Annotated in this window: 21 protein-coding genes and 1 other RNA gene; 11 read left to right on the top strand and 11 right to left on the bottom strand. The window is 50.5% G+C overall.

From position 1 onward, the window contains the following. Nucleotides 1–63: 63 nt before the first annotated feature. Together AMJAP_RS16900 and AMJAP_RS16905 are read left to right on the top strand one after the other, a co-directional pair. A complete protein-coding gene (locus AMJAP_RS16900) occupies nucleotides 64–717 on the top strand; it encodes a histidinol-phosphatase (protein WP_019622803.1) in 654 nt (217 codons plus the stop codon). A gap of 194 nt (nucleotides 718–911) precedes the next feature. Further along, entirely contained in the window at nucleotides 912–1316 is a 405-nt protein-coding gene (locus AMJAP_RS16905) for a CBS domain-containing protein (protein ID WP_019622802.1), read from the top strand. A 68-nt stretch (nucleotides 1317–1384) separates the two neighbouring features. On the opposite strand, the gene AMJAP_RS16910 is transcribed toward AMJAP_RS16905, so the two are convergent. The 8 genes from AMJAP_RS16910 to AMJAP_RS16945 form a co-directional block, all read right to left on the bottom strand. Then, complete coding sequence (locus AMJAP_RS16910; protein ID WP_019622801.1) at nucleotides 1385–2422, bottom strand: NADP(H)-dependent aldo-keto reductase; 1038 nt, start codon at nucleotides 2420–2422, stop codon at nucleotides 1385–1387. A gap of 26 nt (nucleotides 2423–2448) precedes the next feature. Further along, the gene (locus tag AMJAP_RS16915; RefSeq protein WP_019622800.1) at nucleotides 2449–3639 is read right to left on the bottom strand and encodes a class I SAM-dependent rRNA methyltransferase; all 1191 of its coding nucleotides are present in this window, start codon (nucleotides 3637–3639) and stop codon (nucleotides 2449–2451) included. 118 nt (nucleotides 3640–3757) lie between these two features. After that, nucleotides 3758–4150, bottom strand: a complete 393-nt coding sequence (gene gcvH / locus AMJAP_RS16920) for a glycine cleavage system protein GcvH (RefSeq protein ID WP_019622799.1) — start codon at nucleotides 4148–4150, stop codon at nucleotides 3758–3760. A 24-nt stretch (nucleotides 4151–4174) separates the two neighbouring features. Next, a complete protein-coding gene (gene gcvT / locus AMJAP_RS16925; protein WP_026340232.1) occupies nucleotides 4175–5281 on the bottom strand; it encodes a glycine cleavage system aminomethyltransferase GcvT in 1107 nt (368 codons plus the stop codon). Between the two features lie 200 nt (nucleotides 5282–5481). Beyond that, a complete protein-coding gene (locus AMJAP_RS16930) occupies nucleotides 5482–6741 on the bottom strand; it encodes a UbiH/UbiF/VisC/COQ6 family ubiquinone biosynthesis hydroxylase (protein WP_019622797.1) in 1260 nt (419 codons plus the stop codon). A gap of 46 nt (nucleotides 6742–6787) precedes the next feature. Then, on the bottom strand, nucleotides 6788–8059 hold the full coding sequence (gene ubiH / locus AMJAP_RS16935; protein ID WP_019622796.1) for a 2-octaprenyl-6-methoxyphenyl hydroxylase: 1272 nt from the start codon (nucleotides 8057–8059) through the stop codon (nucleotides 6788–6790). Between the two features lie 41 nt (nucleotides 8060–8100). Next, complete coding sequence (pepP, locus tag AMJAP_RS16940) at nucleotides 8101–9414, bottom strand: Xaa-Pro aminopeptidase (protein WP_019622795.1); 1314 nt, start codon at nucleotides 9412–9414, stop codon at nucleotides 8101–8103. 19 nt (nucleotides 9415–9433) lie between these two features. Next, the gene (locus AMJAP_RS16945) at nucleotides 9434–10126 is read right to left on the bottom strand and encodes a UPF0149 family protein (protein ID WP_019622794.1); all 693 of its coding nucleotides are present in this window, start codon (nucleotides 10124–10126) and stop codon (nucleotides 9434–9436) included. 43 nt (nucleotides 10127–10169) lie between these two features. On the opposite strand from AMJAP_RS16945, the gene AMJAP_RS16950 reads away from it, so the two are divergent. The 4 genes from AMJAP_RS16950 to AMJAP_RS16965 all read left to right on the top strand — a co-directional run bounded on the left by AMJAP_RS16950 (nucleotide 10170) and on the right by AMJAP_RS16965 (nucleotide 11669). Next, nucleotides 10170–10379, top strand: a complete 210-nt coding sequence (locus tag AMJAP_RS16950; protein WP_019622793.1) for a hypothetical protein — start codon at nucleotides 10170–10172, stop codon at nucleotides 10377–10379. Continuing rightward, nucleotides 10376–10669, top strand: a complete 294-nt coding sequence (locus tag AMJAP_RS16955) for a cell division protein ZapA (protein ID WP_019622792.1) — start codon at nucleotides 10376–10378, stop codon at nucleotides 10667–10669. Before AMJAP_RS16950 ends, AMJAP_RS16955 begins: the two co-directional genes overlap by 4 nt. Nucleotides 10670–10858: 189 nt before the next feature. Continuing rightward, a non-coding RNA gene (gene ssrS, locus AMJAP_RS16960) (6S RNA) lies at nucleotides 10859–11037 on the top strand. Between the two features lie 26 nt (nucleotides 11038–11063). Further along, nucleotides 11064–11669, top strand: coding sequence for a 5-formyltetrahydrofolate cyclo-ligase (locus tag AMJAP_RS16965; RefSeq protein WP_026340231.1), 606 nt, complete (start codon nucleotides 11064–11066; stop codon nucleotides 11667–11669). Nucleotides 11670–11689: 20 nt separating this feature from the next. Here the strand turns inward: AMJAP_RS16965 and AMJAP_RS17800 are convergent, their stop codons facing one another. Both AMJAP_RS17800 and AMJAP_RS16970 read right to left on the bottom strand, forming a co-directional pair. Further along, entirely contained in the window at nucleotides 11690–11815 is a 126-nt protein-coding gene (locus AMJAP_RS17800; protein ID WP_019622790.1) for a hypothetical protein, read from the bottom strand. Nucleotides 11816–11994: 179 nt separating this feature from the next. Then, entirely contained in the window at nucleotides 11995–12915 is a 921-nt protein-coding gene (locus AMJAP_RS16970) for an AEC family transporter (RefSeq protein WP_019622789.1), read from the bottom strand. A gap of 80 nt (nucleotides 12916–12995) precedes the next feature. Between AMJAP_RS16970 and AMJAP_RS16975 the strand changes: the two genes are divergently transcribed. Next, a complete protein-coding gene (locus tag AMJAP_RS16975; protein WP_019622788.1) occupies nucleotides 12996–13508 on the top strand; it encodes a glycine cleavage system transcriptional repressor in 513 nt (170 codons plus the stop codon). A 97-nt stretch (nucleotides 13509–13605) separates the two neighbouring features. Here AMJAP_RS16975 and argH read toward each other — a convergent pair whose 3' ends face one another. Next, nucleotides 13606–15003, bottom strand: coding sequence for an argininosuccinate lyase (gene argH, locus AMJAP_RS16980; protein WP_019622787.1), 1398 nt, complete (start codon nucleotides 15001–15003; stop codon nucleotides 13606–13608). A gap of 185 nt (nucleotides 15004–15188) precedes the next feature. On the opposite strand from argH, the gene hemC reads away from it, so the two are divergent. From hemC to AMJAP_RS17000, 4 genes are read left to right on the top strand one after another with little or no spacing between them, the layout of a single operon-like run. Beyond that, nucleotides 15189–16130, top strand: a complete 942-nt coding sequence (hemC, locus tag AMJAP_RS16985) for a hydroxymethylbilane synthase (protein WP_019622785.1) — start codon at nucleotides 15189–15191, stop codon at nucleotides 16128–16130. Beyond that, nucleotides 16123–16929, top strand: a complete 807-nt coding sequence (locus tag AMJAP_RS16990) for a uroporphyrinogen-III synthase (protein WP_019622784.1) — start codon at nucleotides 16123–16125, stop codon at nucleotides 16927–16929. Before hemC ends, AMJAP_RS16990 begins: the two co-directional genes overlap by 8 nt. Next, nucleotides 16926–18182 (top strand): uroporphyrinogen-III C-methyltransferase, encoded by a 1257-nt coding sequence (locus tag AMJAP_RS16995; protein WP_019622783.1) that lies wholly within the window; start codon nucleotides 16926–16928, stop codon nucleotides 18180–18182. Before AMJAP_RS16990 ends, AMJAP_RS16995 begins: the two co-directional genes overlap by 4 nt. Further along, nucleotides 18182–19438: a heme biosynthesis HemY N-terminal domain-containing protein gene (locus AMJAP_RS17000; protein ID WP_019622782.1), complete on the top strand. Its 1257-nt coding sequence runs from the start codon at nucleotides 18182–18184 to the stop codon at nucleotides 19436–19438. The genes AMJAP_RS16995 and AMJAP_RS17000 overlap by 1 nt, the downstream gene beginning before the upstream one ends. The last annotated feature ends 231 nt before the right edge of the window (nucleotides 19439–19669 follow it).

The following is a 19669-nucleotide window of genomic DNA, read 5'->3' on the forward strand; positions in this document are numbered from 1 at the left end:
ATTGCCTCCTCTCCGGCGACCCTCTATCCTAAGCGCTCTTTTGGTAGCGTTGGAGATGACACATTGAGTCTGGCAATTTTCGATCTGGATAACACCCTGCTTAACGGTGATAGCGATCACGCATGGGGCGAATTTCTTTGCGAAAAAGGGATCGTGGATAGCGAATTTTATCGTCAATCAAACGACTACTTTTATCAGCAATACAAAGCCGGTTCTCTGGATATCTATGAGTTTCTTGAGTTTGCCCTGAAGCCGCTGGCTGACAACGAACCACACATACTCCGCGAACTGCACCAGGAATTCATGACCACTAAAGTGGCGCCAATGATGTTACCAAAGGCAGTTACACTGCTACAGAAGCACCGGGATCAGGGGGATTATCTGCTTATTATCACCGCGACCAATCGCTTTGTAACCGGCCCCATCGCGGAGGCGTTAGGCGTTGATGATACGCTGGCAACCGAACCCGAACAGATTGATGGTCGCTACACAGGCAAAGTCGCAGGCACTCCCTGTTTTCAGTCCGGTAAAGTTGAGCGACTCAACACCTGGCTTGCGCAGACCCAACACTCATTGGACAACAGCTATTTTTACAGCGACTCGATCAACGATAAACCACTACTGGACCGGGTTACCAACCCCGTCGCCGTTGACCCGGACGAACGCCTGAAGCAAGCAGCAGACGACAATAGCTGGCCAATCATCAGCCTTAGATAAGACTAATAGACTCCCTGCTTCGACAACGCTCCGCCCTTCAAAGCGGGGCGTTTTTTTATACCTATTAACCTCTGGCTATTAACTAAATAGTCAGAGGTTATTGGTCAAATTGCCGTTTTACTGCAAGACTGACAGTAGATAAAGACAAATAACGTCTTAAAAGTCACATTCATAACAAACGGGAGGCTAAGGCGATGATGTTAATTCAAGAGATCATGTCGGAGCATCTTATTCCGCTAAGCGAAGAGATGTCTCTGCCGCAAGCGGTAGATCACCTGATGGCCAGTAATATGCTTGGGCTGCCAGTGGTCGACAGCAATAAACGTGTCATCGGCTTTCTGTCAGAGCACGACTGCATCCCTTATCTACTGGGAGACAGCTATCACTGTGACAGTCATGTCCTGGTAAAAAATATGATGCAGCCTGACCCGTTAACAGTGAGCCCAGCCTCTACTGTTTTAGAGTTAGCCCAGATAATGGCAACGAATAAGCCGAAGATATACCCCGTGGTTAAACAGGGCATTCTGGTGGGAGTCGTTAAGCGCGGCCAAGTCATGGCCGCACTCAATCAGCAGTTGAAACATTGCAGAGTCGCCTGACTTCATACATATCCTTTCCCCAGACATAAAAAATGCGCCGATGGGCGCATTTTTTATGTCCAGAACGATTACGGGCAAGGATTTGAAAAAGCAGTGCCTATCACCTCAATCTCAGCCAACACCTCTGCTGGCAACGTAAGATTGATCGAGTCAATATTGCTCTTCAGCTGCTCCATCGAAGTTGCGCCGATAATATTACTGCCAACAAATGGCTGACCATTTACAAACGCCAATGCCATCTGCGCCGGATCAAGACCATGATCACGTGCCAGCTGAACATACGCAGCGGTCGCTTGCAGCCCCGCCTCGGTCAGGTAACGTGAGAACCGCGGAAACTGATTTATCCGCGCCTGCGGCCCCGCACTGCCATCCAGATATTTACCGCTCAACGTCCCGAACGCCAGTGGTGAATAAGGTAGCAGCGCAACCTGTTCCCGCATCAGCACTTCGGTCAATCCCACCTCATCTTTACGATTTAGCAGGTTATAAGGGTTCTGGACCGACACCACCCGGGGCAGACCCAACGTCTCAGCATAACTGAGAAACTTCATCACCCCCCAGGGCACTTCATTAGAGAGCCCCACATAACGAATCAACCCTTCATCAACCAGCTCTTTAAGCGCTTCAAGCGTTTCCAGAATAGGTGTTCCGTCCGTCTCCGGCTGATGTTGATAATTCAGCTGACCAAAAAAATTAGTGGCCCGTTCCGGCCAGTGTAGTTGATAGAGATCGATATAATCGGTCTGTAAACGCTGCAGACTAGCAGTGATCGCCGCTCTGATATTAGCTCTGTTAAGGCGTACGTCCGGCCGAATATGCCTGGCCATCTCGGCAGGGCCAGCCACTTTCGTGGCAATGACCAGCTGTTCCCGGTTGCCCCGGGACTTTAACCAGCTACCAATATACTCTTCCGTACGTCCCTGAGTTTCAGCCATGGGGGGAACGGGATACATCTCTGCTGTATCAATAAAGTTGATCCCCTGAGACACGGCATAATCCAGCTGTTCATGAGCTTCAGCTTCGCTATTCTGCTGTCCGAAGGTCATCGTACCCAGACAGATACGGCTAACATTCAGATCACTGCCGCCCAGTAATTTATACTCCATCCCCCTTCCCCCGTGTTTCTGCCGTTTTAGGAGACCGGCAATAATCGTACAAAATAGGATTTCAGATAATCGGTCTCTGGAATCGCCGGATGCACCGGATGATCTCCCCCCTGATGGCCCTGATCAAAGATCTGTGCCTGGCGCTCAACCGTACGGCTTTCTGAACGGATAATATCTACCAGCCGCTCCCGTTGCAGGTGCATTGAGCAGGACGCAGAGATGAGTATGCCGTTCTTTTCCACCAATCGCATCGCCAGCTGATTAATCCGCTTATAGGCCTGCTCACCATTACGAATATCCTTACGCTTCTGGATAAAGCCTGGCGGGTCCAGAATTACGACATCAAACTTCTCTCCCTCTTCCAGCAGCATTTTACAGCCCTCAAACGCATCGCCTTTAAGTGTGGTGAAACGTTCTGCTCCGTTATTCAGAGCAGCGTTCTGATCCGCCACATCCAGAGCAAACTCAGAAGCATCAAGGCAGGTCACATGATCTGCACCTGCTGCCAGCGCCTGCACCCCCCAGCCGCCGATATAACTAAACAGATCCAGTACCCGTTTACCCTTCACATGCTGCTGCATCCGGGCCCGGTTGTCCCGATGATCATAAAACCAACCCGTCTTCTGCCCCGTATGTACCGGCGCGAGGAAAGGTACCCCATTCTCTTCAAAAGGCACTAGCTCAGGGACATCACCAAAGGCAACCTCAGAGTAACTTTCCAGCCCCTCTGTCTGACGCATCTTGCCATCATTTCGAAACAGAATACCCTGTGGTTTGAATACCTTTTCCAGTGCAGCAACAATATCCTCTTTGAACAATCCCATTCCTGCGGTGGAGATCTGTACCACAAAGATATCAAAGAACCGGTCAATCACCAGTCCGGACAAACCATCGCTATCACCGAAAATCAACCGGTAGCAGGGCTTATCAAAACAAGCTTCGCGCAGAGACAGAGCGATATTCAATCGATGAACGATCAGAGAACGATCCAGCGGGATCTTGATGTCCCGGCTGACAAGGCGCCCACAGATAAGCGTATTAGGGTTTACGTAGGCCAACCCTAAAGGTTTACCATTAGCACTCTCCACCACCACCTGCTCACCGGGGGCAAACTGCTTCAGCGGGGTCAGCTTGGTATTGACTTCGTTACTGTAGATCCAGACATGTCCACCGCGGAGACGCTTATCAGCGCCGGCATTCAAACGTAGTTGTTGCAAGGAGAATTACCTTCAGAGTTACAATTTAAAATTCATAAACCAGACCACAGTATAGTGCCAGTCCAGAAAACAGAAAGCCCCACCAAAGGCAGGGCTTAGCAGGTAAAGCTTTTCTTAATTAGCTTTCCGCTTCACAAAGTTCCGCGTAGCCATCAGCATCCAGCAGATCAGTTGTTTCAGATTCGTCTGACAAACGAATCTTGATAAACCAGCCATCACCATACGGATCGCTGTTTACCAATTCAGGAGAATCTTCCAACTCTTCATTAACAGCAACGATCTGACCACTGAGAGGCGCGTAGATATCAGAAGCCGCTTTTACAGACTCCACCACGCCAATATCATCACCTACAGCGAAGTCGGCGCCCACATCAGGGAGCTCAACAAACACTACATCACCCAGAAGATCCTGGGCATGGTCGGTAACACCTATGGTAACCACGCCATCACCTTCATCACGGATCCATTCATGGCTGGCAACATATTTCAGATCACTTGGGATATCGCTCATTATTCTCTTTCCTACAGTGAGAGTTTATGAAAACACTTTCTCGCCATTTCGTACGAATGACGGTTTAACCACTTTTACTTCGATTAGTTTGCCACGTATATCTACATGACATGTACCAGCAACATCGGCTGATACCCGGGCCATCGCTATAGAGCAGCCCAGTGTTGGAGAGAAAGTACCGCTGGTAATTTCACCCGCTTCCTCGCCATTTATTATCACTTTCTGATGACTTCGCAGCACCCCACGAGCCTCCAGCACAAGACCGATCATCTTCTCTTGAGTACCAGCCTGACGCTGTTCTTCAAGCGCCTTACGGCCAACAAAGTTACGCTCTGCAGGTTCCCATGCGATAGTCCATCCCATATTAGCAGCCAATGGCGAGACTTTCTCATCCATATCAGCACCATAGAGATTCATGCCGGCCTCTAGACGCAACGTATCCCGCGAACCCAAACCACATGGCGCAACACCCGCATCGGAGAGCGCCTGCCAGAAATCAGCAACATACTCTTCCGGCACCATCACCTCAAGTCCATCTTCGCCAGTATAGCCTGTTCTGGCAAAAAACCAGCCTTCAGACTCAACACCCTGAAAGGGTTTCAGGCTTTCAATCAACTTAACCCGGGACTCGGTTAGTACCGACTCAGCTTTGGCCAGGGCATTTGGCCCCTGAATCGCTACGATTGACAACTCTGGGCGCTCAGTCAGCGCTACATCATCAAACTTCGCCGTATGGTCCGCCATCCAGCGAAGGTCTTTCTCCCGGGTTGCGCAGTTAACAACAACGCGGAACCATTCACCGGCGACATCAGGTTCAGTCATCAGGTACACGATCAGGTCATCTACGACTCCACCGGTTTCATTCAGCATACCGCTGTAAAGCGCTTTCCCCTGTTGCTGTAACCGGGCAACGTCATTCGCCAGCAGGTACCGTAGATACTCTTTAGCATCCGCGCCGGTAACATCGACTACCGTCATATGAGAAACATCAAACATACCTGCATCGGTACGCACCTTATGATGTTCATCAACCTGAGACCCATAATTAATAGGCATTTCCCAGCCGCCAAAATCAACCAGCTTACCGTTCATCTGCTGGTGCTTTTCGTGTAGTGCGGTTTTCTGTCCCATAGTCTGTAACTCTTTCATCCTGAGCAATCAGCGATCACTCTGTCCTGGCACTGTTAATTATTTTCTTTCCGTACCGGTCCTGCAGGCCGAAACTGAAAAGGGCAGACAATGTATATAGATTCACCGGTCAGTGCAAATTTTGCCCAGCGATTTCCCCTGAGACATTAGTTCTAACCTCAAAAGCCAGTCGATGGCTCACACTAATCTTTAATCGGTCGGCGCGCCAGCCGCGGCAGATTTCCACTCAGCCCCATCGCCTGCTGCACCAGATGATTTTTAACCGGCGAAAAACGATTCATCAGATTCATACCGCTATTGCGCAACAATCTTGCCAGTGGTTCGGTGGAATTAAATAGCTGCTTAAAGCCTTCCATGGTCGCGGCCATCTGTAAATTTTCACTTTGCCGCGCCCGCTGAAAATGACGTAGCTGAAACTCTGAATTCCATTGCACGCCTTTCTCAAGACTATCCAGAAGCGTTTCAGCCAGCGCTGCGGCATCCATCAATCCCAGATTTACACCCTGCCCGGCTAAAGGGTGAATCGTGTGCGCGGCATCACCAATCGCGGCAAAGCCTGCTTTCACATATTGCCGGGCATGCCGTTGCCGTAGCGGAAAGACGAAACGCTGATCCGCATGCAGAACTTTACCTAAACGAGACTCAAACGCCTGCTCAAGCGCCTGACAGAACTCTGTTTCATCAAGAGCCATCAGCGCCTTAGCGTGATCCGGTGAGGTTGACCAGACAATAGAGCTCAGACCATCCTCAGGCAGCGGCAGAAAAGCCAGCGGACCATCATCGGTAAAGCGCTGCCAACAGGTTGCCCGATTGGGTTTATCCGTCGTCACCGTGGTAACAATGGCATGATGACCATAATCCCACTCCCACATACCGATGCCAGCTAAACGTCGAGTGCTCGACAGAGCACCATCAGCCGCAACGACACATCGAACCCGACACTGTTCGCCGTTATTCAATGTCAGCACCCGCTGACTGTCAGCATCCGCCTCCGTCATCTCAACAATTTCTACGCCGGTGCTAAATTCAACATTGTTCTGCTCTGCGATTTGTTGAGTCAATGCCGCCTGAGTCACCCGATTTTCAACGATATGCCCCAAACAGGGTTCATGTAATTCAGTGCAGTCAAAACGGATCTGACCCGTGCCTTCGCCGTCCCAGACATCCATCGCCCGATAAGGCATCAGACGCATCTGCTGAATCTTCCCCCAGACACCGGCAACCGATAACACCTGTTGCGACGCGACGGTCAGAGCACTCACCCGGGGGTCATACCCCTTTTCACGCTGAGACAACTCCCACGCTAACGCTTGCTGCGGCTCGATCTCCCGGCTTTCAAGTATTCTTATTTTCAGGCCACTGTCAGCCAACAGGGCTGCCAACGTCAGCCCAACCATCCCAGCACCAACGATTACCAGGTCTGTTTCGATCGGTTGTGTCATTGGATTCCTCTGAGGGGGGATGAATGTAATACAACTATAGTGTTCATTAACGCAAATCCGGCGTAGGCTGATCCAGCCCCATCGCACTGCGGGCAAATACCGTTTTCGCCAAAGGACACACATCCAGTAACTGCAATCCGGCACTACGTCCCAGCGCCAGTAAGGGATTAGCATTTGAAAACAGTTTCATCGTTTTATCACTAAAACCAATCGTCTTCTGCTGATCAACACGCACCTGTTCGGCAAACCGGGCGAGATGCGCCATCTCACCCAGATTCACACCGGCTTCACGCGCCTGAATAAGCTCTGCAGCCAATGCAACAACACCGCGCAATGCCAGATTATAGCCTTGTCCGGCTATCGGATGCAGCGCATGAGCAGCATTGCCCAATACCACCAGCCCCCGTCTGACCTGTTCATCGGCCACACTGAGCTTAAGGGGATAACTAAAACGCTCACCCACTTTAACAAACTGCCCCGCTCGGTAGCCAAACCGCTCATGGATCCGGGCGATAAACTGTTCATCAGAAAGCGCCAGCACATCTTCGATCTGATCATCCGGGACAGTCCATACTAATCCGAAGCGGTGACTCACATTTGCTTGATCCTGGGCCTCTGAAGGCAAGTCTTCTAAAGGTAACAAGGCCATTGGCCCGGTATCGGTAAAGCGCTCATAAGCGACATTGCGGTGGTCAGCTTCCGGGCTGATATTAGTGACCACAGCATGCTGTTGATAACTCTGCTGTTGATAACCTATACCCAGCTGCTCGCGCAAATCTGATCGTCCACCGTCAGCCATCACCACCAGTTCAGCGGTCAACTGATGTTCAAGTCCCTGTGACGCGAGCGAGACCTCCATCCAGTCATCCTGGTACCGCACTGCACTGACCTCAGCCGGACAGATAAAATCGATATGTCCGGCATCTTCCTGCGCCAGACGCTTGAGTAATACCCGACCCAGCCAGTGATTTTCAACCACATAACCCAACGCAGCCACCTGTTCATCCTTCGCATTGAGTCGCGCCGCACCAAAACGGCCTTTGTCTGACACATGAATATCGGTAATCGGGCACAGGTGTTCCCGCAGTTGCTCCCAGATACCAATCTGTTCGTAGATCAACCGACTGCCATAGGCCAGTGCCGTTGCACGGGCATCATAACTGGGCTGATAGTCCAGGCAGCCTTCATCAGGCAGAGGGAACGCTTCGACCACAGCGATAGACAACCCTAGCCGTTTACCCGCAGGTATCAACGCTGCAGCCAGGCTCGCGCCGACCATACCTCCGCCAATAATCAGGATATCGTAGTGCGACTTCATAACGATTTCGGGTGCATAAAAATACTCATCTCTATCACGGCTTAATTGGCCATCAGGGCTTCTATGTCAGCGACAGCGGTGGGGACCGCCGCACTTAAATTCTCGCAGCCTTCCTCGGTCACCAGAATATCATCTTCAATGCGTATACCTATGCCACGCCACTTCTCGTCCACTAGCTCATTCTGCGGTGAGATATAGATACCCGGTTCTACTGTCATCACCATGCCCGCTTGCAATGGCCGCCAGTCCCCGTCAACTTTATAATCACCCACATCGTGTACATCCATGCCCAGCCAGTGACCGATTCGGTGCATATAGAATGCTTTGTACGCCCCCGTTTCAATCAAGCCTTCAACATCGCCTTTGAGTAACCCCAGCTTCACCAGCCCCTTGGTTAAAACTTCGACCGACAGATCATGAATTCTGATCCAGGGAACCCCTGGACGAATCGCTTCGATACAAGCCCTCTGCGCTTCCAGTACTAATTCGTAAACTGCTTTCTGCTCAACACTGAATTTTCCAGAAACGGGAAAGGTCCGGGTGATATCTCCCGCGTAATAATCAAGCTCACAACCCGCATCGATCAGTACCAGGTCTCCCTGCTTCAGCACATCCCAATTTTCGGTGTAATGCAAAACGCAGGCATTATCACCGCCACCCACGATGGAGGAATAGGCCGGTTGTCGACAACCATTCATAGCAAAATGATGGGTAATTTCTGCTTCCAACTGATACTCAGTAAGGCCGGGTTTACATTGCTGCATCGCCCGAACATGGGCTTCCGCGGAGATTCGACCCGCTTCGCGCATCACCTCGACTTCATCTTCCGCTTTAAATAAACGCATCTCGTGCAGCAGGTGATCCAGCATCACAATTTCACCCGGCGCTACAGCCCCCATACGAGCTTGTTTGCGGATACTGTTCAGCCAGTCACGTACTTTTTCGTCCAACACCTGATCTGTGCCGATAGAGTAATAAAGCCGGTCACAGCCTTGCAAAAGCTGTGGCACTCGCTCGTCGATTTCAGCAACAGCATACGCCTGATCCATACCATACTGATTGCAGACCCCTTCAGGCCCGGCACGATAACCGTTCCAGATCTCCATCTCAGGATCGCGATCCCGGCAGAACATTACAACCTGCCCTTCATTTCGGTCTGGAATCAGCAGCAATAACGCATCCGGCTCATTAAAACCGGTAAGGTAATAGAAACCACTGTCCTGTCGAAATGGATATTCTACATCCCGGTTTCGAGCGATCTCTTTCGCAGAAGGGATAACGGCGACGCTGCCGGGGCTCATCTGTGCCATCAGCTGCTGACGACGAACGGCAAAACTCGATTGACTGATGCGCATATGCGAAATTACTCCCTGCTCAATGTAAAGTCGTATCCGATGCAGCGCCTTGTTGCGGAGGCTGCGGATTACACTCAGTAAAAATCATCATTGACGATACCCGAATATATTCTTGAAGCTCCATCAGGTCAGACTCATTATCCTCGTCAGCATCCGGCTCAAGCTCTATCTGGGCAATCTGTTCCATATCACCCAACGCTTCCTTCAACTCATCGCTCAGCGACTCATTGGTATGCCCGCCCTGCAGACCGAATCCGGTCAGGAATCCCTGACACCAACTTCCCAGAGCCTCAGCCCGCTCAGCAATAGTCAGGTCGTCATCAGGCAGCAACAGTTGAAAACCGAAATCGACCTGTTCAAGTTGAGCGAGCACGCCATCGTAGAGATCGGTTAGCGCCAACTTAGAGGATTCATGACGAAAATCGGATATATCGGTCAGTTCAGCAGACAGTTTCAACCAGGCTTCATGGCTGAACCGCGCGCCCGCTGACAAATAACCAGATAACAAGCCGTGTAATTCTGCAGCACTGCTTGTCATGCTATCCTCTGCAACTAACATATCGCAGATCTCATAATATTCAGGGATAAAGTCTTCTGGAGACTGGGTTTCAGACATGAAGGGGGTACTCTGTATAAGCTTAACTTTTCTGGATTTATATCCTAGCACTTCAACCAGAGGTGCACCACGAAACAGCACTCGATTACCAGCCATTTTCCGCTTATTATACTGACTCTGATAACAAGGCCTGAATGCTATGTCTGCGCACGCTTTAGAAACACTGGAAAGACAGATCAACGAGCTCATCCTGCACTGCCAGCAACTGACGCAGGAAAACCAGGCGTTGCATCGCCACATTGCCGAGCTGCGTGAAGAGCGTAATCAACGCTTACAGATTACTGGTAAAACTGACCAGAAGATTGAAGCGATGATCAGCCGTCTTAAAACACTGGAGCAGCAGGCATGAGTAACGCCCCCCGCAATATATCCGTTTCGCTGATGGGTAAAGATTACGTCGTTGCCTGCCCCCCTGAAGCAGAGCCTGAGCTACTTAAAGCAGCGGCGTATTTAGATCAGAAAATGCTAGAGATCAAAGCCAGCGGCCGAATCATAGGAACAGAGAAAGTTGCTGTAATGGCAGCGCTGAACATCGCTTATGAACTACATAATAAGCAAACATCTGAACAACAGACAATTTCGGGACGCCTGGGAGAACTGAGCAAGTTAATTGAAGCGACCCTACCCAGCGCTAAATAGCCGATGCAAAAAAGCAGCCTCAGTAGACTATCGGGCTGACCTTATCGCTGATTATGCTTGAAAAATTTTCATCAATTATAATTAATCATTACTTTTCAAGTGGTTAATTATCTTCCTCAATTTATCAAATAGCACAGTTAAGTTTTAATTCAAGGCTGACTTTCGATTTTTGACCAGTATAATGGCAACAGCTCCCTGAGGTTATTGGTAGTCTGGTTAGTCCCTTGAGCCGATAATCACACTTTTGGAAGTTTCCTGGTTTAATGATGTGCATGTCCGCCAGACGGAAAGCCTAATTTACTCCGGAGGCTACCACCTTGAACCTTCGGGTTCAGGGCCGATATCAGCGCCGCAACCTTGGGGAGTCTTTTATCTTTTCTTCTATGTCCTTCCTATGACTCAAGCTACCGATTTTAAAAAAAATCTGCGCCGTCAAATGCGCAAAGCCCGCCGTTCTCTTAAGCCGGTACAGCAACGTCAGCATGCACGAGGCTTACTCGCAACTATACGCCGACTCACTCAGTTCCGTCGTAGTCAGAATATTGCTCTGTATCTGCCAAGCGATGGCGAGATTAGTCCAGAAGAGGTCATCCACTACTGCCGAAAATTTGGCAAGCAGTGTTATCTGCCGGTACTTCATCCTGTCCGCCATAACCGTCTCTGGTTTATTGCGTATAACAAAGAGACCGTTCTGGTTAATAATATTTATGGCATTAAAGAACCCCCGCTGATCAAAGCACCACGACGTCCGGCCTGGGCACTGGACCTGGTTCTGTTACCACTGGTGGCGTTTGATGAAGAGGGCGGACGACTGGGGATGGGCGGCGGCTACTACGACCGGACCTTTGCATTTAAGCAGAGCTGGCGTAAAGAGAGAGGCACCCGTCTGATCGGGCTGGCACATGATTTACAAAAAGCAGACCGGTTAAAAACCGAGAGTTGGGACATTCCTCTTGAAGGTGTCGCAACCGAAAAGAGCTTCTACAACGCGCGTCGGTAACCAGGCCTTCAAGTAAAGACTTAACCTTTAAAAACATCCCCTACGAGAGATACGAATTCAATATCCGCATTGCTTACACCGGTAAAGACAGTGCCCAGTACAAATACGGCGATCAGAACAACAACTAGATCCGGTCCTTTTTTCATTTTCTCTGCTCAAATACTACGGGTTAATTAGGTTACTAAAAAGCGCCGACAAGTCTTCCATAACGCAAAAAATTTGCAAGCATTTTCCGCAACTTATAAGCACTTTATCGACAAATACGTTAAAACTTTAACAAAAGACCGTGATTTCCCATAAAAAGTTCCCCTTAATCGGAAAAAACTTACAAAAAAGCAGGGAAAAACGCCAAAACAAACGGCATCGTCGCCATGGAGATCAGAATTTGACCCGTAATAATTGCGGCCATTAGTTGAGCGTCTCCGCCTAACTGCCGTGCCAGCACATAGGCTGTCGATGCCGTAGGTAACGCACTAAACATCAACAACACTTGCGCGACCAACAGCGACTCAACAAATAGCCCACAAATCAGCAGCATCAAACAGGGAAACAGTAGCAGTTTGACCGCGCTGCTATAGATCACGGAGCCACCCGTTTTTCGTAATGCAGAAAGGTTTAGTCCTGCACCCACCGCCAACAAGCCCAGCGGCAATGCAACACCGCTCAACAACCCGGCAACCGACGCCAGCGCCCAGGGGAGCCCTACTCCCGAGATATTCAGAGAGATCCCCACCACACAGGCGATAATCAGAGGATTTTTGACTAAAGCCAATAGCACACTCAGCAATCCGGCTTCTTTGCGGGTATAGAAGCTAAACACCAGTACACAAAGCAGGTTTAGCAGAGGCACCATAACGGCCATCACTACCGCAGCAACCGCTAACCCTTCATCACCAAACAACGCAGCGCTCGCCGCCAGGCCGACATAGGTGTTAAAACGCATGCCTCCCTGATACACCGAGGTAAAGCTGCTATTCTCTAACGGTTTTATCCACTGCACCGCCACTAACAGGCTGGTCCCTGCCGCCAATAACAGAATCACTGCTAGCGCAACTTCGCCAATCGGCACGGCACCGACATCAGCAAGGCTCAATTTGTAGATAAGCAACACTGGAAATAATAAAAAATAGATCAGCTTTTCTGCCGGCTCCCAGAACCCGTCGCCGGGAAACCCGCCACGTCGAATAGCATGCCCAACACAAACAAGGGCAAAAATCGGCCACAATGCCGTGAGAATCTCATTCATCTATGTGTATAATCCTATTTAGCTGGCATCAACGGGGACAGTGATACCAGCACGGACATTCTATAGAGGAGCAGGCAATAATGACATCTCTCGTACTCACAGTGATCGCCCCGGATAAGCCCGGTCTGGTTGAACAGCTGTCCCAAACAATCGCGACCCACGGAGGCAACTGGCTGGAAAGCAACATGTCGCGTCTGGCCGGTAAGTTTGCCGGTATACTCATTGTCTCTGTCGCAACAGAACAATCTGAATCACTGCAAAATGCTTTGCAGGCACTTGAATCTCAGGGCCTTAAAGTTACTGTAGAAAGCAGCCAGGAACAGGCAGCTGGGGCTCAGGGTAGCAGTATTTCGCTGGAACTGATCGGCCACGATAAGCCTGGCATTGTGCGGGATATTTCGCATGCATTGAGTCGTTTCAACATCAATGTGGAGCGACTATCCACGGAACTGGTCAGCGGATCGATGTCCGCCGAAGAACTGTTCAAGGCCGAAGCGGATCTGACCGTACCAGCCAATGTTGACCTGGATGATCTGCAGCAATCACTGGAAGACATCGCTAGCGATCTGATGGTTGATATTACCCTCAACTAACAGCCACTACGCAAGAAAAAATGAATCAAAAAAAACCCGCAGTTTGCGGGTTTTTTTATATCCGGCCATTTAACGAATAGCCGTAACTGTTAGCCTTTTAGCTACGTGCTGACAACATGCGTTCAGCACGGTCACAGGCTTTGCGTACCTGATTTGGCGCCGTACCACCGATATGGTCTCGGGCACTAACAGAGCCATCCAGGGTCAGGACATCAAACACGTCCGCAGTAATCTGATCGGAGAACTGTTGTAGCTCTTCCAGCGTCATCTCACCCAGATCTTTATTCTGCTCGATACCATAAGCCACCGCTTTACCTACGATCTCATGGGCGTCACGGAATGGAATCCCTTTACGTACGACGTAGTCAGCCAGGTCAGTTGCAGTCGAAAAGCCACGCAGTGCTGCTTCACGCATGTTCTCACGCTTAGCTTCAATCGCCGGCACCATGTCAGCAAACGCACGCAGGCAACCTTTAATCGTATCGATCGCATCAAAAAGCGGCTCTTTATCTTCCTGGTTATCCTTGTTGTAAGCCAGTGGCTGAGACTTCATCAGCGTCAGCAATGACATCAGATGACCATAGACCCGACCACTCTTGCCCCGCACCAGTTCAGGCACATCCGGATTCTTCTTCTGCGGCATAATAGAAGAGCCGGTACAGAAACGATCTGGCAGGTTGATAAAGTTGAATTGCGCTGAAGCCCACATGACTAGCTCTTCCGAGTAACGAGTCATATGCATCATCATAATGCTGGACGCGGCACAAAACTCAATCGCAAAATCACGGTCCGATACAGAATCCAGTGAATTTTCAGTCGGCGCAGTAAAGCCCAGTAACTCGGTGGTCATTTGACGGTCAATTGGATAAGTTGTTCCTGCTAATGCAGCAGCACCTAGCGGCAAAATATTAACCCGCTTACGGCAATCAGCAAAACGCTCATAGTCGCGACTCAACATCTCAAACCAGGCCATCAAATGATGACCAAAAGTAACCGGTTGTGCCGTTTGCAGGTGAGTAAAGCCCGGCATCACGGTATCCGCTTCCTGACGAGCCAGGCCAATGATTCCCTGTTGCAGCCGGATAATCTCAGCCAGAACATGGTCAACCTCTTCACGTACATAAAGACGAATATCAGTCGCCACCTGATCATTACGTGAACGACCTGTATGCAGTTTTTTACCCGTAACACCAATTTTTTTAGTCAGGGCTGCCTCGATATTCATATGAACATCTTCCAGCTCAATCGACCATTCAAAGTTGCCACTTTCAATATCGGACTGAATTTCACTCAGTCCCTGCAGAATATCTGCGCACTCAGCTTCAGTCAGAACGCCGACTTTAGTCAGCATCTTCGCATGAGCAACTGAGCCCTCAATGTCCTGCTTATACATCCGCTGATCAAACTGAACTGATGCCGTAAAACGTGCAACAAAGGCATCTGTAGGCTCATTAAAACGGCCGCCCCATTGCTGGTTGGTTTGTTCTTCACTCATGCTGAAACCTCAAATCTTTCATCCGCACACTTGGCTGCCGGATCTTGTCCTGAATCAATGGCGGGCATTATACAGTAACCCACCCCCCTACCGCATGTCTGATCAGCTGCTCACTGGCTACTTATCTGTTAAAATCGATAATTATTTTGCATAGCTGACCGGGCAACCGCCCTCCAGGATCCCGTATGACCGATAAAGTAGTCCGTATTGCCACCCGTGAAAGTCCTCTTGCCCTCTGGCAGGCTGAGTATGTTAAAGCTGAGTTAGAAAAGTTTCATCCCGGCATAAAAGTCGAACTGTTGGGCATGACCACCAAAGGTGACGTACTGCTGGACTCGCCACTTTCAAAGATTGGCGGCAAGGGGTTATTTGTAAAAGAACTGGAAGTTGCGATGCTGGCAAATGAAGCCGATATCGCCGTACATTCAATGAAAGATGTACCGATGGAGTTTCCAGAAGGACTCGGACTGGCCGTTATCTGCCCACGGGAAAAACCTACCGATGCCTTTGTTTCCAACAATTACAAAGTGTTGGATGATCTCCCCCAGGGAGCTGTCGTCGGGACATCCTCTCTGCGCCGGGAAGCACAGATACGGGCAAAGCGTCCCGATCTCCAGATCAAGACCCTGCGCGGCAACGTCAATACCCGGTTGCGTAAACTGGATGAGGGTCAGTACGACGCGATCATTCTCGCGACCGCTGGCCTTATGCGCCTTAAAATGCATGATCGCATCGCCAGCGAAATCACTCCGGAAGAAAGCCTGCCCGCCGGTGGACAGGGTGCTGTCGGTATCGAATGCCGCCTGAATGACGTGGCCACTCTTGAACTGCTAAAACCGCTACACGACCCGGAAACCGCTTACCGGGTTATTGCCGAACGGGCGATGAATCGTCGTTTAGAAGGCGGCTGTCAGGTGCCTATCGCCTGCTTCGCCACCCTTAACGATGCCGGCGATGAACTCTACCTACGCGGACTGGTTGCCAGTACCGATGGCACCGAGATTCTGCGGGACGAACTGCGTAACAGCCCGGATAATGCTGAAGCGATGGGTATCGAGCTGGCTGAACGCCTGCTGGATGCCGGCGCTGCAAAAATTCTGGCGGCCGTTTATCAGCAGAATGCCTAAACCCCGGATACTGGTCACCCGGCCTGCACATCAGGCGGCCGGGCAAGCAGCATTACTGGAAGGTTCAGGCCTTGAGCCGGTGCTATTACCCCTACTGGAGATCACACCGGTAGACGCATCGGATCCTGACTTTAACCTGCTAAAAAGCAAAGTGATGGATCTCGATCTATATCACAAAGTTATTTTTATCAGTGCTAATGCCGTCACCTGTGGCATCGACCTGATAGACCAGTACTGGCCACAATTACCCATCGGTATCGAATGGCTGGCAATTGGCCGTCAGACAGCGGCGCAACTCAATAGCCTTGGCATCACCGCCACTCAACCCTCGAACGGCTATGATTCTGAAGCGCTTCTCTCCCTCCCTCAATTACAGCAGATTGCGACTGATAAGATTCTGATCATGCGCGGCAAAGGTGGCCGGGAAACCCTCGCTGAGCAGCTGAGTCAGCGCGGCGCAATAGTTGAGTACGCCGACCTTTACCGTCGCACTGCACCACACTATACCTCTGAACAGATCAGCAGTATTATCAGTAATACCAACAACAGTAGCGCCCGAGCCGCCCCCCTTGCCGCCGTATTAATTACCAGCGGAGAAGCGCTCAATAATCTGACGCAACTGATGACAGAGCACAGTTTTAAGCCGCTTCTGCATACAACATTGGTTGTACCCAGTGAGCGAGTCGCACGAATTGCAGCCGAGTTAGGCTATACTCGAGTTATTACCGCCAGCGGGCCGGACAATCAGGCGATGGCAGAAACAGTTTTATCGACTATCGATATGGATGACAGAACATGAAAAAAAGCGGGAATAACAATCCAGCCACTTCCGATAAACAAGATGAAGTGATTGAGGGAGAACTGATCGAAAAGGAGAGCTCCCCCGCCAATACCGAAGAAAAATCGGCTAAAAAGCCGGTAGAGAAGCCGACAACAAAAGAAAAAACGGCTAGCAAACAGAAAAAATCTCCCCCTAAAGAACCCGAACAGCCAGACACACAGCCGCCTAAACAAAAGCCGAGCTGGGCTGGCAGAATCGCACTTCTGCTGGCATTGATTGCACTGGCCGGTGTGGGTTACCTGTATTGGCTCCAGCTTCAGGCTGGTTCTGTCATGGAACAACGTCAACAAGAAGCTGCAACTAAACTGAATAGTTCGATGGAAGGCGGTCAGCAACAGCTGAAACAGCAGATCAGCTCACTGACTCAGAAACTATCAACCCTGGAAGGCAAGGCTGCTAAAGAGCAAAGCAACATTGCTGAACTGCAAAATCGTCTGACACGCAGTATCCAGCAGGTCACCGCCGAACAGAAAAATACCCGTGAAGACTGGTTACTGGCAGAAGTTGAATACCTGCTGCGGCTCGCCAATCAACGGGTACTGATGGAACAGACACCTAAAGGCGCATTACAGTTGTTACGCTCTGCCGACAAGATCCTGAGCGAAACCGACGATGTCACCATCTACGCAATACGTAAAGCTGTCGCAGCGGATATCGCCGCCCTTGAAGCCGTACCCGAGCTGGATACCGAGGGAGTTTTCCTACGACTGGGCGCACTCAACGCTCAGGTCGATCAGCTTCAGGTTGTACCGCTAACCGAGCAGCATAAATTGCCAGAACTGGTGAACGAAGTAACCAGCGACGAGTTCGCTTCTACCTGGGGTGCGGATATGAAGCAGGCCTGGGCTACTGTCGCCAGCAAGTTCGATCAACTGGTCGTTATCCAGGATCGCAGCGAACCGGTAGAGCCTCTGCTCTCCCCCCAGCAAAGCTACTACCTGCAGCAAAATCTGCACCTGATGCTTGAACAGGCACAACTTTCTCTGCTTCAGCACAAGCCAAAGAGCTACCTTAACAGCCTGACGAAAGCGCAACAGTGGGTAGGCACTTACTTTGAGCAAAATCACAGTAACACCCAGGCCTTGCTGAAAGCCCTGAAAGATCTTGAACAGGTTCAGGTTGCCCCACAGATGCCGAATATTTCTGGTTCTCTGGCCACCCTGAAAAGCTACCTCAAACAGATGCGTACGCTGAAAGAGGGAGCTGCCTGATGAAACGCATATTTATCCTGCTGCTGGTCATTATGTTTGCCGGCACCTGGCTCGGCCAGAAGATGATCCAGGACTCAGGCTATACTCTGCTTGCCTATGGCCAGACCACGATAGAAATGAGCCTATGGGTATTTATGGTAATAGCCGTCGCGCTGTTCTTTGCCCTTCACTGGGGCTTAAACCTGCTCAGTCGCTCGCTTAAGTCAGGCACAACGCTAAGACTCTGGAGCGGCAGCCGCAAAAGCCGGATCGCCCATAACAAAACCCTTAAAGGTTTAATCGCTCTGTCAGAGGGCAACTGGTGGAAGGCTCAGCGCTTGCTGACTCTGTCAGCCGATAACGCTGATCTGCCACTGATTAATTATCTGGCTGCCGCCCGTGCAGCACAGGAGCAGGGCGACGACGATGTCTGCGATGAACTGTTACAGAAAGCCAGAGCCTCAGCCCCTGAAGCCGAGACAGCCATCGGCATTTTCCACGCAGAGACACAACTTTCCCGCGGACAGCTCGAACCCTGCCTGGCCACTCTGCTAAATCTGCGAAAGCGCTCACCTAAGCACTCCTATGTGCTCAAACTGCTCCGCAAAGCATATATCCAGCTGGAAGACTGGCAAGCATTGAAGGCACTGATTCCTGAACTGCGTAAGCAGAAAGCTCTGAAGCCTGAGAAACTCACCAAAACTGAACAGCTATGTTTTCAAAAGCTCCTGGAGCAGAGCATCGCTCTACCCGACGGCACGGCGGCTGAAGACAAACGTAAAGCACTGGGTGAAACCTGGCATAACATGCCATCCCAGCTAACCAACGACAACGTCCTTGCCCGCCACTACACCACTCTGCTGGTCGACATCGGCGCGGAAGCCAAAGCTGAGCCCGTACTGAAAGGCCTGATCAAAAGCCAGTGGGATGACGAACTAGTGAACCTCTATGGCCGCATTGAAGGAGGCAATCCTAAGAAACAACTGGATACCGCCCGTAGCTGGTTAAAAGACTACCCACTCAACCCCGACCTGCTACTCACACTGGGCCGCCTGTCACAGCGCAACGAGCACTGGGGCAAAGCCATCACCTACTTCGAACAAAGCCTGGAGCAAAGCCCCAGAGCCGAGACACTGAGCGAACTGGCACGACTGCTAAACAACCTCGGCGAAACCGATAAAATGCGCGCCCTGATGGAAAGGCATCTGGGGGTTATCGGGGGCGGTTTGCCTGCTCTGCCGTTGCCTAGCAAAGGGACCAAGATCGCAGCATTATAGTCGCTAGAACGCAGCAAAAAGCGCTGCTTGCTAGACGTCGCTTCGCGACTTGCTCGTGGCTAGAAAAAGCGTAAAGAGAAGAGAGCCTAGGCTCTCTTTTTTGTTTTTGGGCGTTCTTATTACGGTCAGAATTAACCCTTTGATTTAATTGAACCTGAGACTTATGCTAGAAAATAGATAAAAGCAGGGAAGCTGCCTCTAGAGTTCACTACAACACTGTAGAACAACTCT

Origin of the sequence: Amphritea japonica ATCC BAA-1530 (assembly GCF_016592435.1) — a bacterium.
GTDB classification, from domain to species: domain Bacteria; phylum Pseudomonadota; class Gammaproteobacteria; order Pseudomonadales; family Balneatricaceae; genus Amphritea; species Amphritea japonica.

What these genes read in the sequence shown, in the direction of transcription:
- AMJAP_RS16955 (WP_019622792.1), top strand. Translation starts at nt 10,376, where the DNA reads ATGAGTAACGCCCCCCGCAATATATCCGTTTCGCTGATGGGTAAAGAT.
- AMJAP_RS16910 (WP_019622801.1), bottom strand. Translation starts at nt 2,422, where the DNA reads ATGGAGTATAAATTACTGGGCGGCAGTGATCTGAATGTTAGCCGTATC.
- AMJAP_RS16995 (WP_019622783.1), top strand. Translation starts at nt 16,926, where the DNA reads ATGAAAAAAAGCGGGAATAACAATCCAGCCACTTCCGATAAACAAGAT.
- ubiH (WP_019622796.1), bottom strand. Translation starts at nt 8,059, where the DNA reads ATGAAGTCGCACTACGATATCCTGATTATTGGCGGAGGTATGGTCGGC.
- hemC (WP_019622785.1), top strand. Translation starts at nt 15,189, where the DNA reads ATGACCGATAAAGTAGTCCGTATTGCCACCCGTGAAAGTCCTCTTGCC.
- argH (WP_019622787.1), bottom strand. Translation starts at nt 15,003, where the DNA reads ATGAGTGAAGAACAAACCAACCAGCAATGGGGCGGCCGTTTTAATGAG.
- AMJAP_RS16930 (WP_019622797.1), bottom strand. Translation starts at nt 6,741, where the DNA reads ATGACACAACCGATCGAAACAGACCTGGTAATCGTTGGTGCTGGGATG.
- AMJAP_RS16970 (WP_019622789.1), bottom strand. Translation starts at nt 12,915, where the DNA reads ATGAATGAGATTCTCACGGCATTGTGGCCGATTTTTGCCCTTGTTTGT.
- AMJAP_RS16950 (WP_019622793.1), top strand. Translation starts at nt 10,170, where the DNA reads ATGTCTGCGCACGCTTTAGAAACACTGGAAAGACAGATCAACGAGCTC.
- pepP (WP_019622795.1), bottom strand. Translation starts at nt 9,414, where the DNA reads ATGCGCATCAGTCAATCGAGTTTTGCCGTTCGTCGTCAGCAGCTGATG.
- gcvH (WP_019622799.1), bottom strand. Translation starts at nt 4,150, where the DNA reads ATGAGCGATATCCCAAGTGATCTGAAATATGTTGCCAGCCATGAATGG.
- AMJAP_RS16945 (WP_019622794.1), bottom strand. Translation starts at nt 10,126, where the DNA reads ATGGCTGGTAATCGAGTGCTGTTTCGTGGTGCACCTCTGGTTGAAGTG.
- AMJAP_RS16905 (WP_019622802.1), top strand. Translation starts at nt 912, where the DNA reads ATGATGTTAATTCAAGAGATCATGTCGGAGCATCTTATTCCGCTAAGC.
- AMJAP_RS16990 (WP_019622784.1), top strand. Translation starts at nt 16,123, where the DNA reads ATGCCTAAACCCCGGATACTGGTCACCCGGCCTGCACATCAGGCGGCC.
- AMJAP_RS16975 (WP_019622788.1), top strand. Translation starts at nt 12,996, where the DNA reads ATGACATCTCTCGTACTCACAGTGATCGCCCCGGATAAGCCCGGTCTG.
- AMJAP_RS17000 (WP_019622782.1), top strand. Translation starts at nt 18,182, where the DNA reads ATGAAACGCATATTTATCCTGCTGCTGGTCATTATGTTTGCCGGCACC.
- AMJAP_RS17800 (WP_019622790.1), bottom strand. Translation starts at nt 11,815, where the DNA reads ATGAAAAAAGGACCGGATCTAGTTGTTGTTCTGATCGCCGTATTTGTA.
- AMJAP_RS16965 (WP_026340231.1), top strand. Translation starts at nt 11,064, where the DNA reads ATGACTCAAGCTACCGATTTTAAAAAAAATCTGCGCCGTCAAATGCGC.
- gcvT (WP_026340232.1), bottom strand. Translation starts at nt 5,281, where the DNA reads ATGGGACAGAAAACCGCACTACACGAAAAGCACCAGCAGATGAACGGT.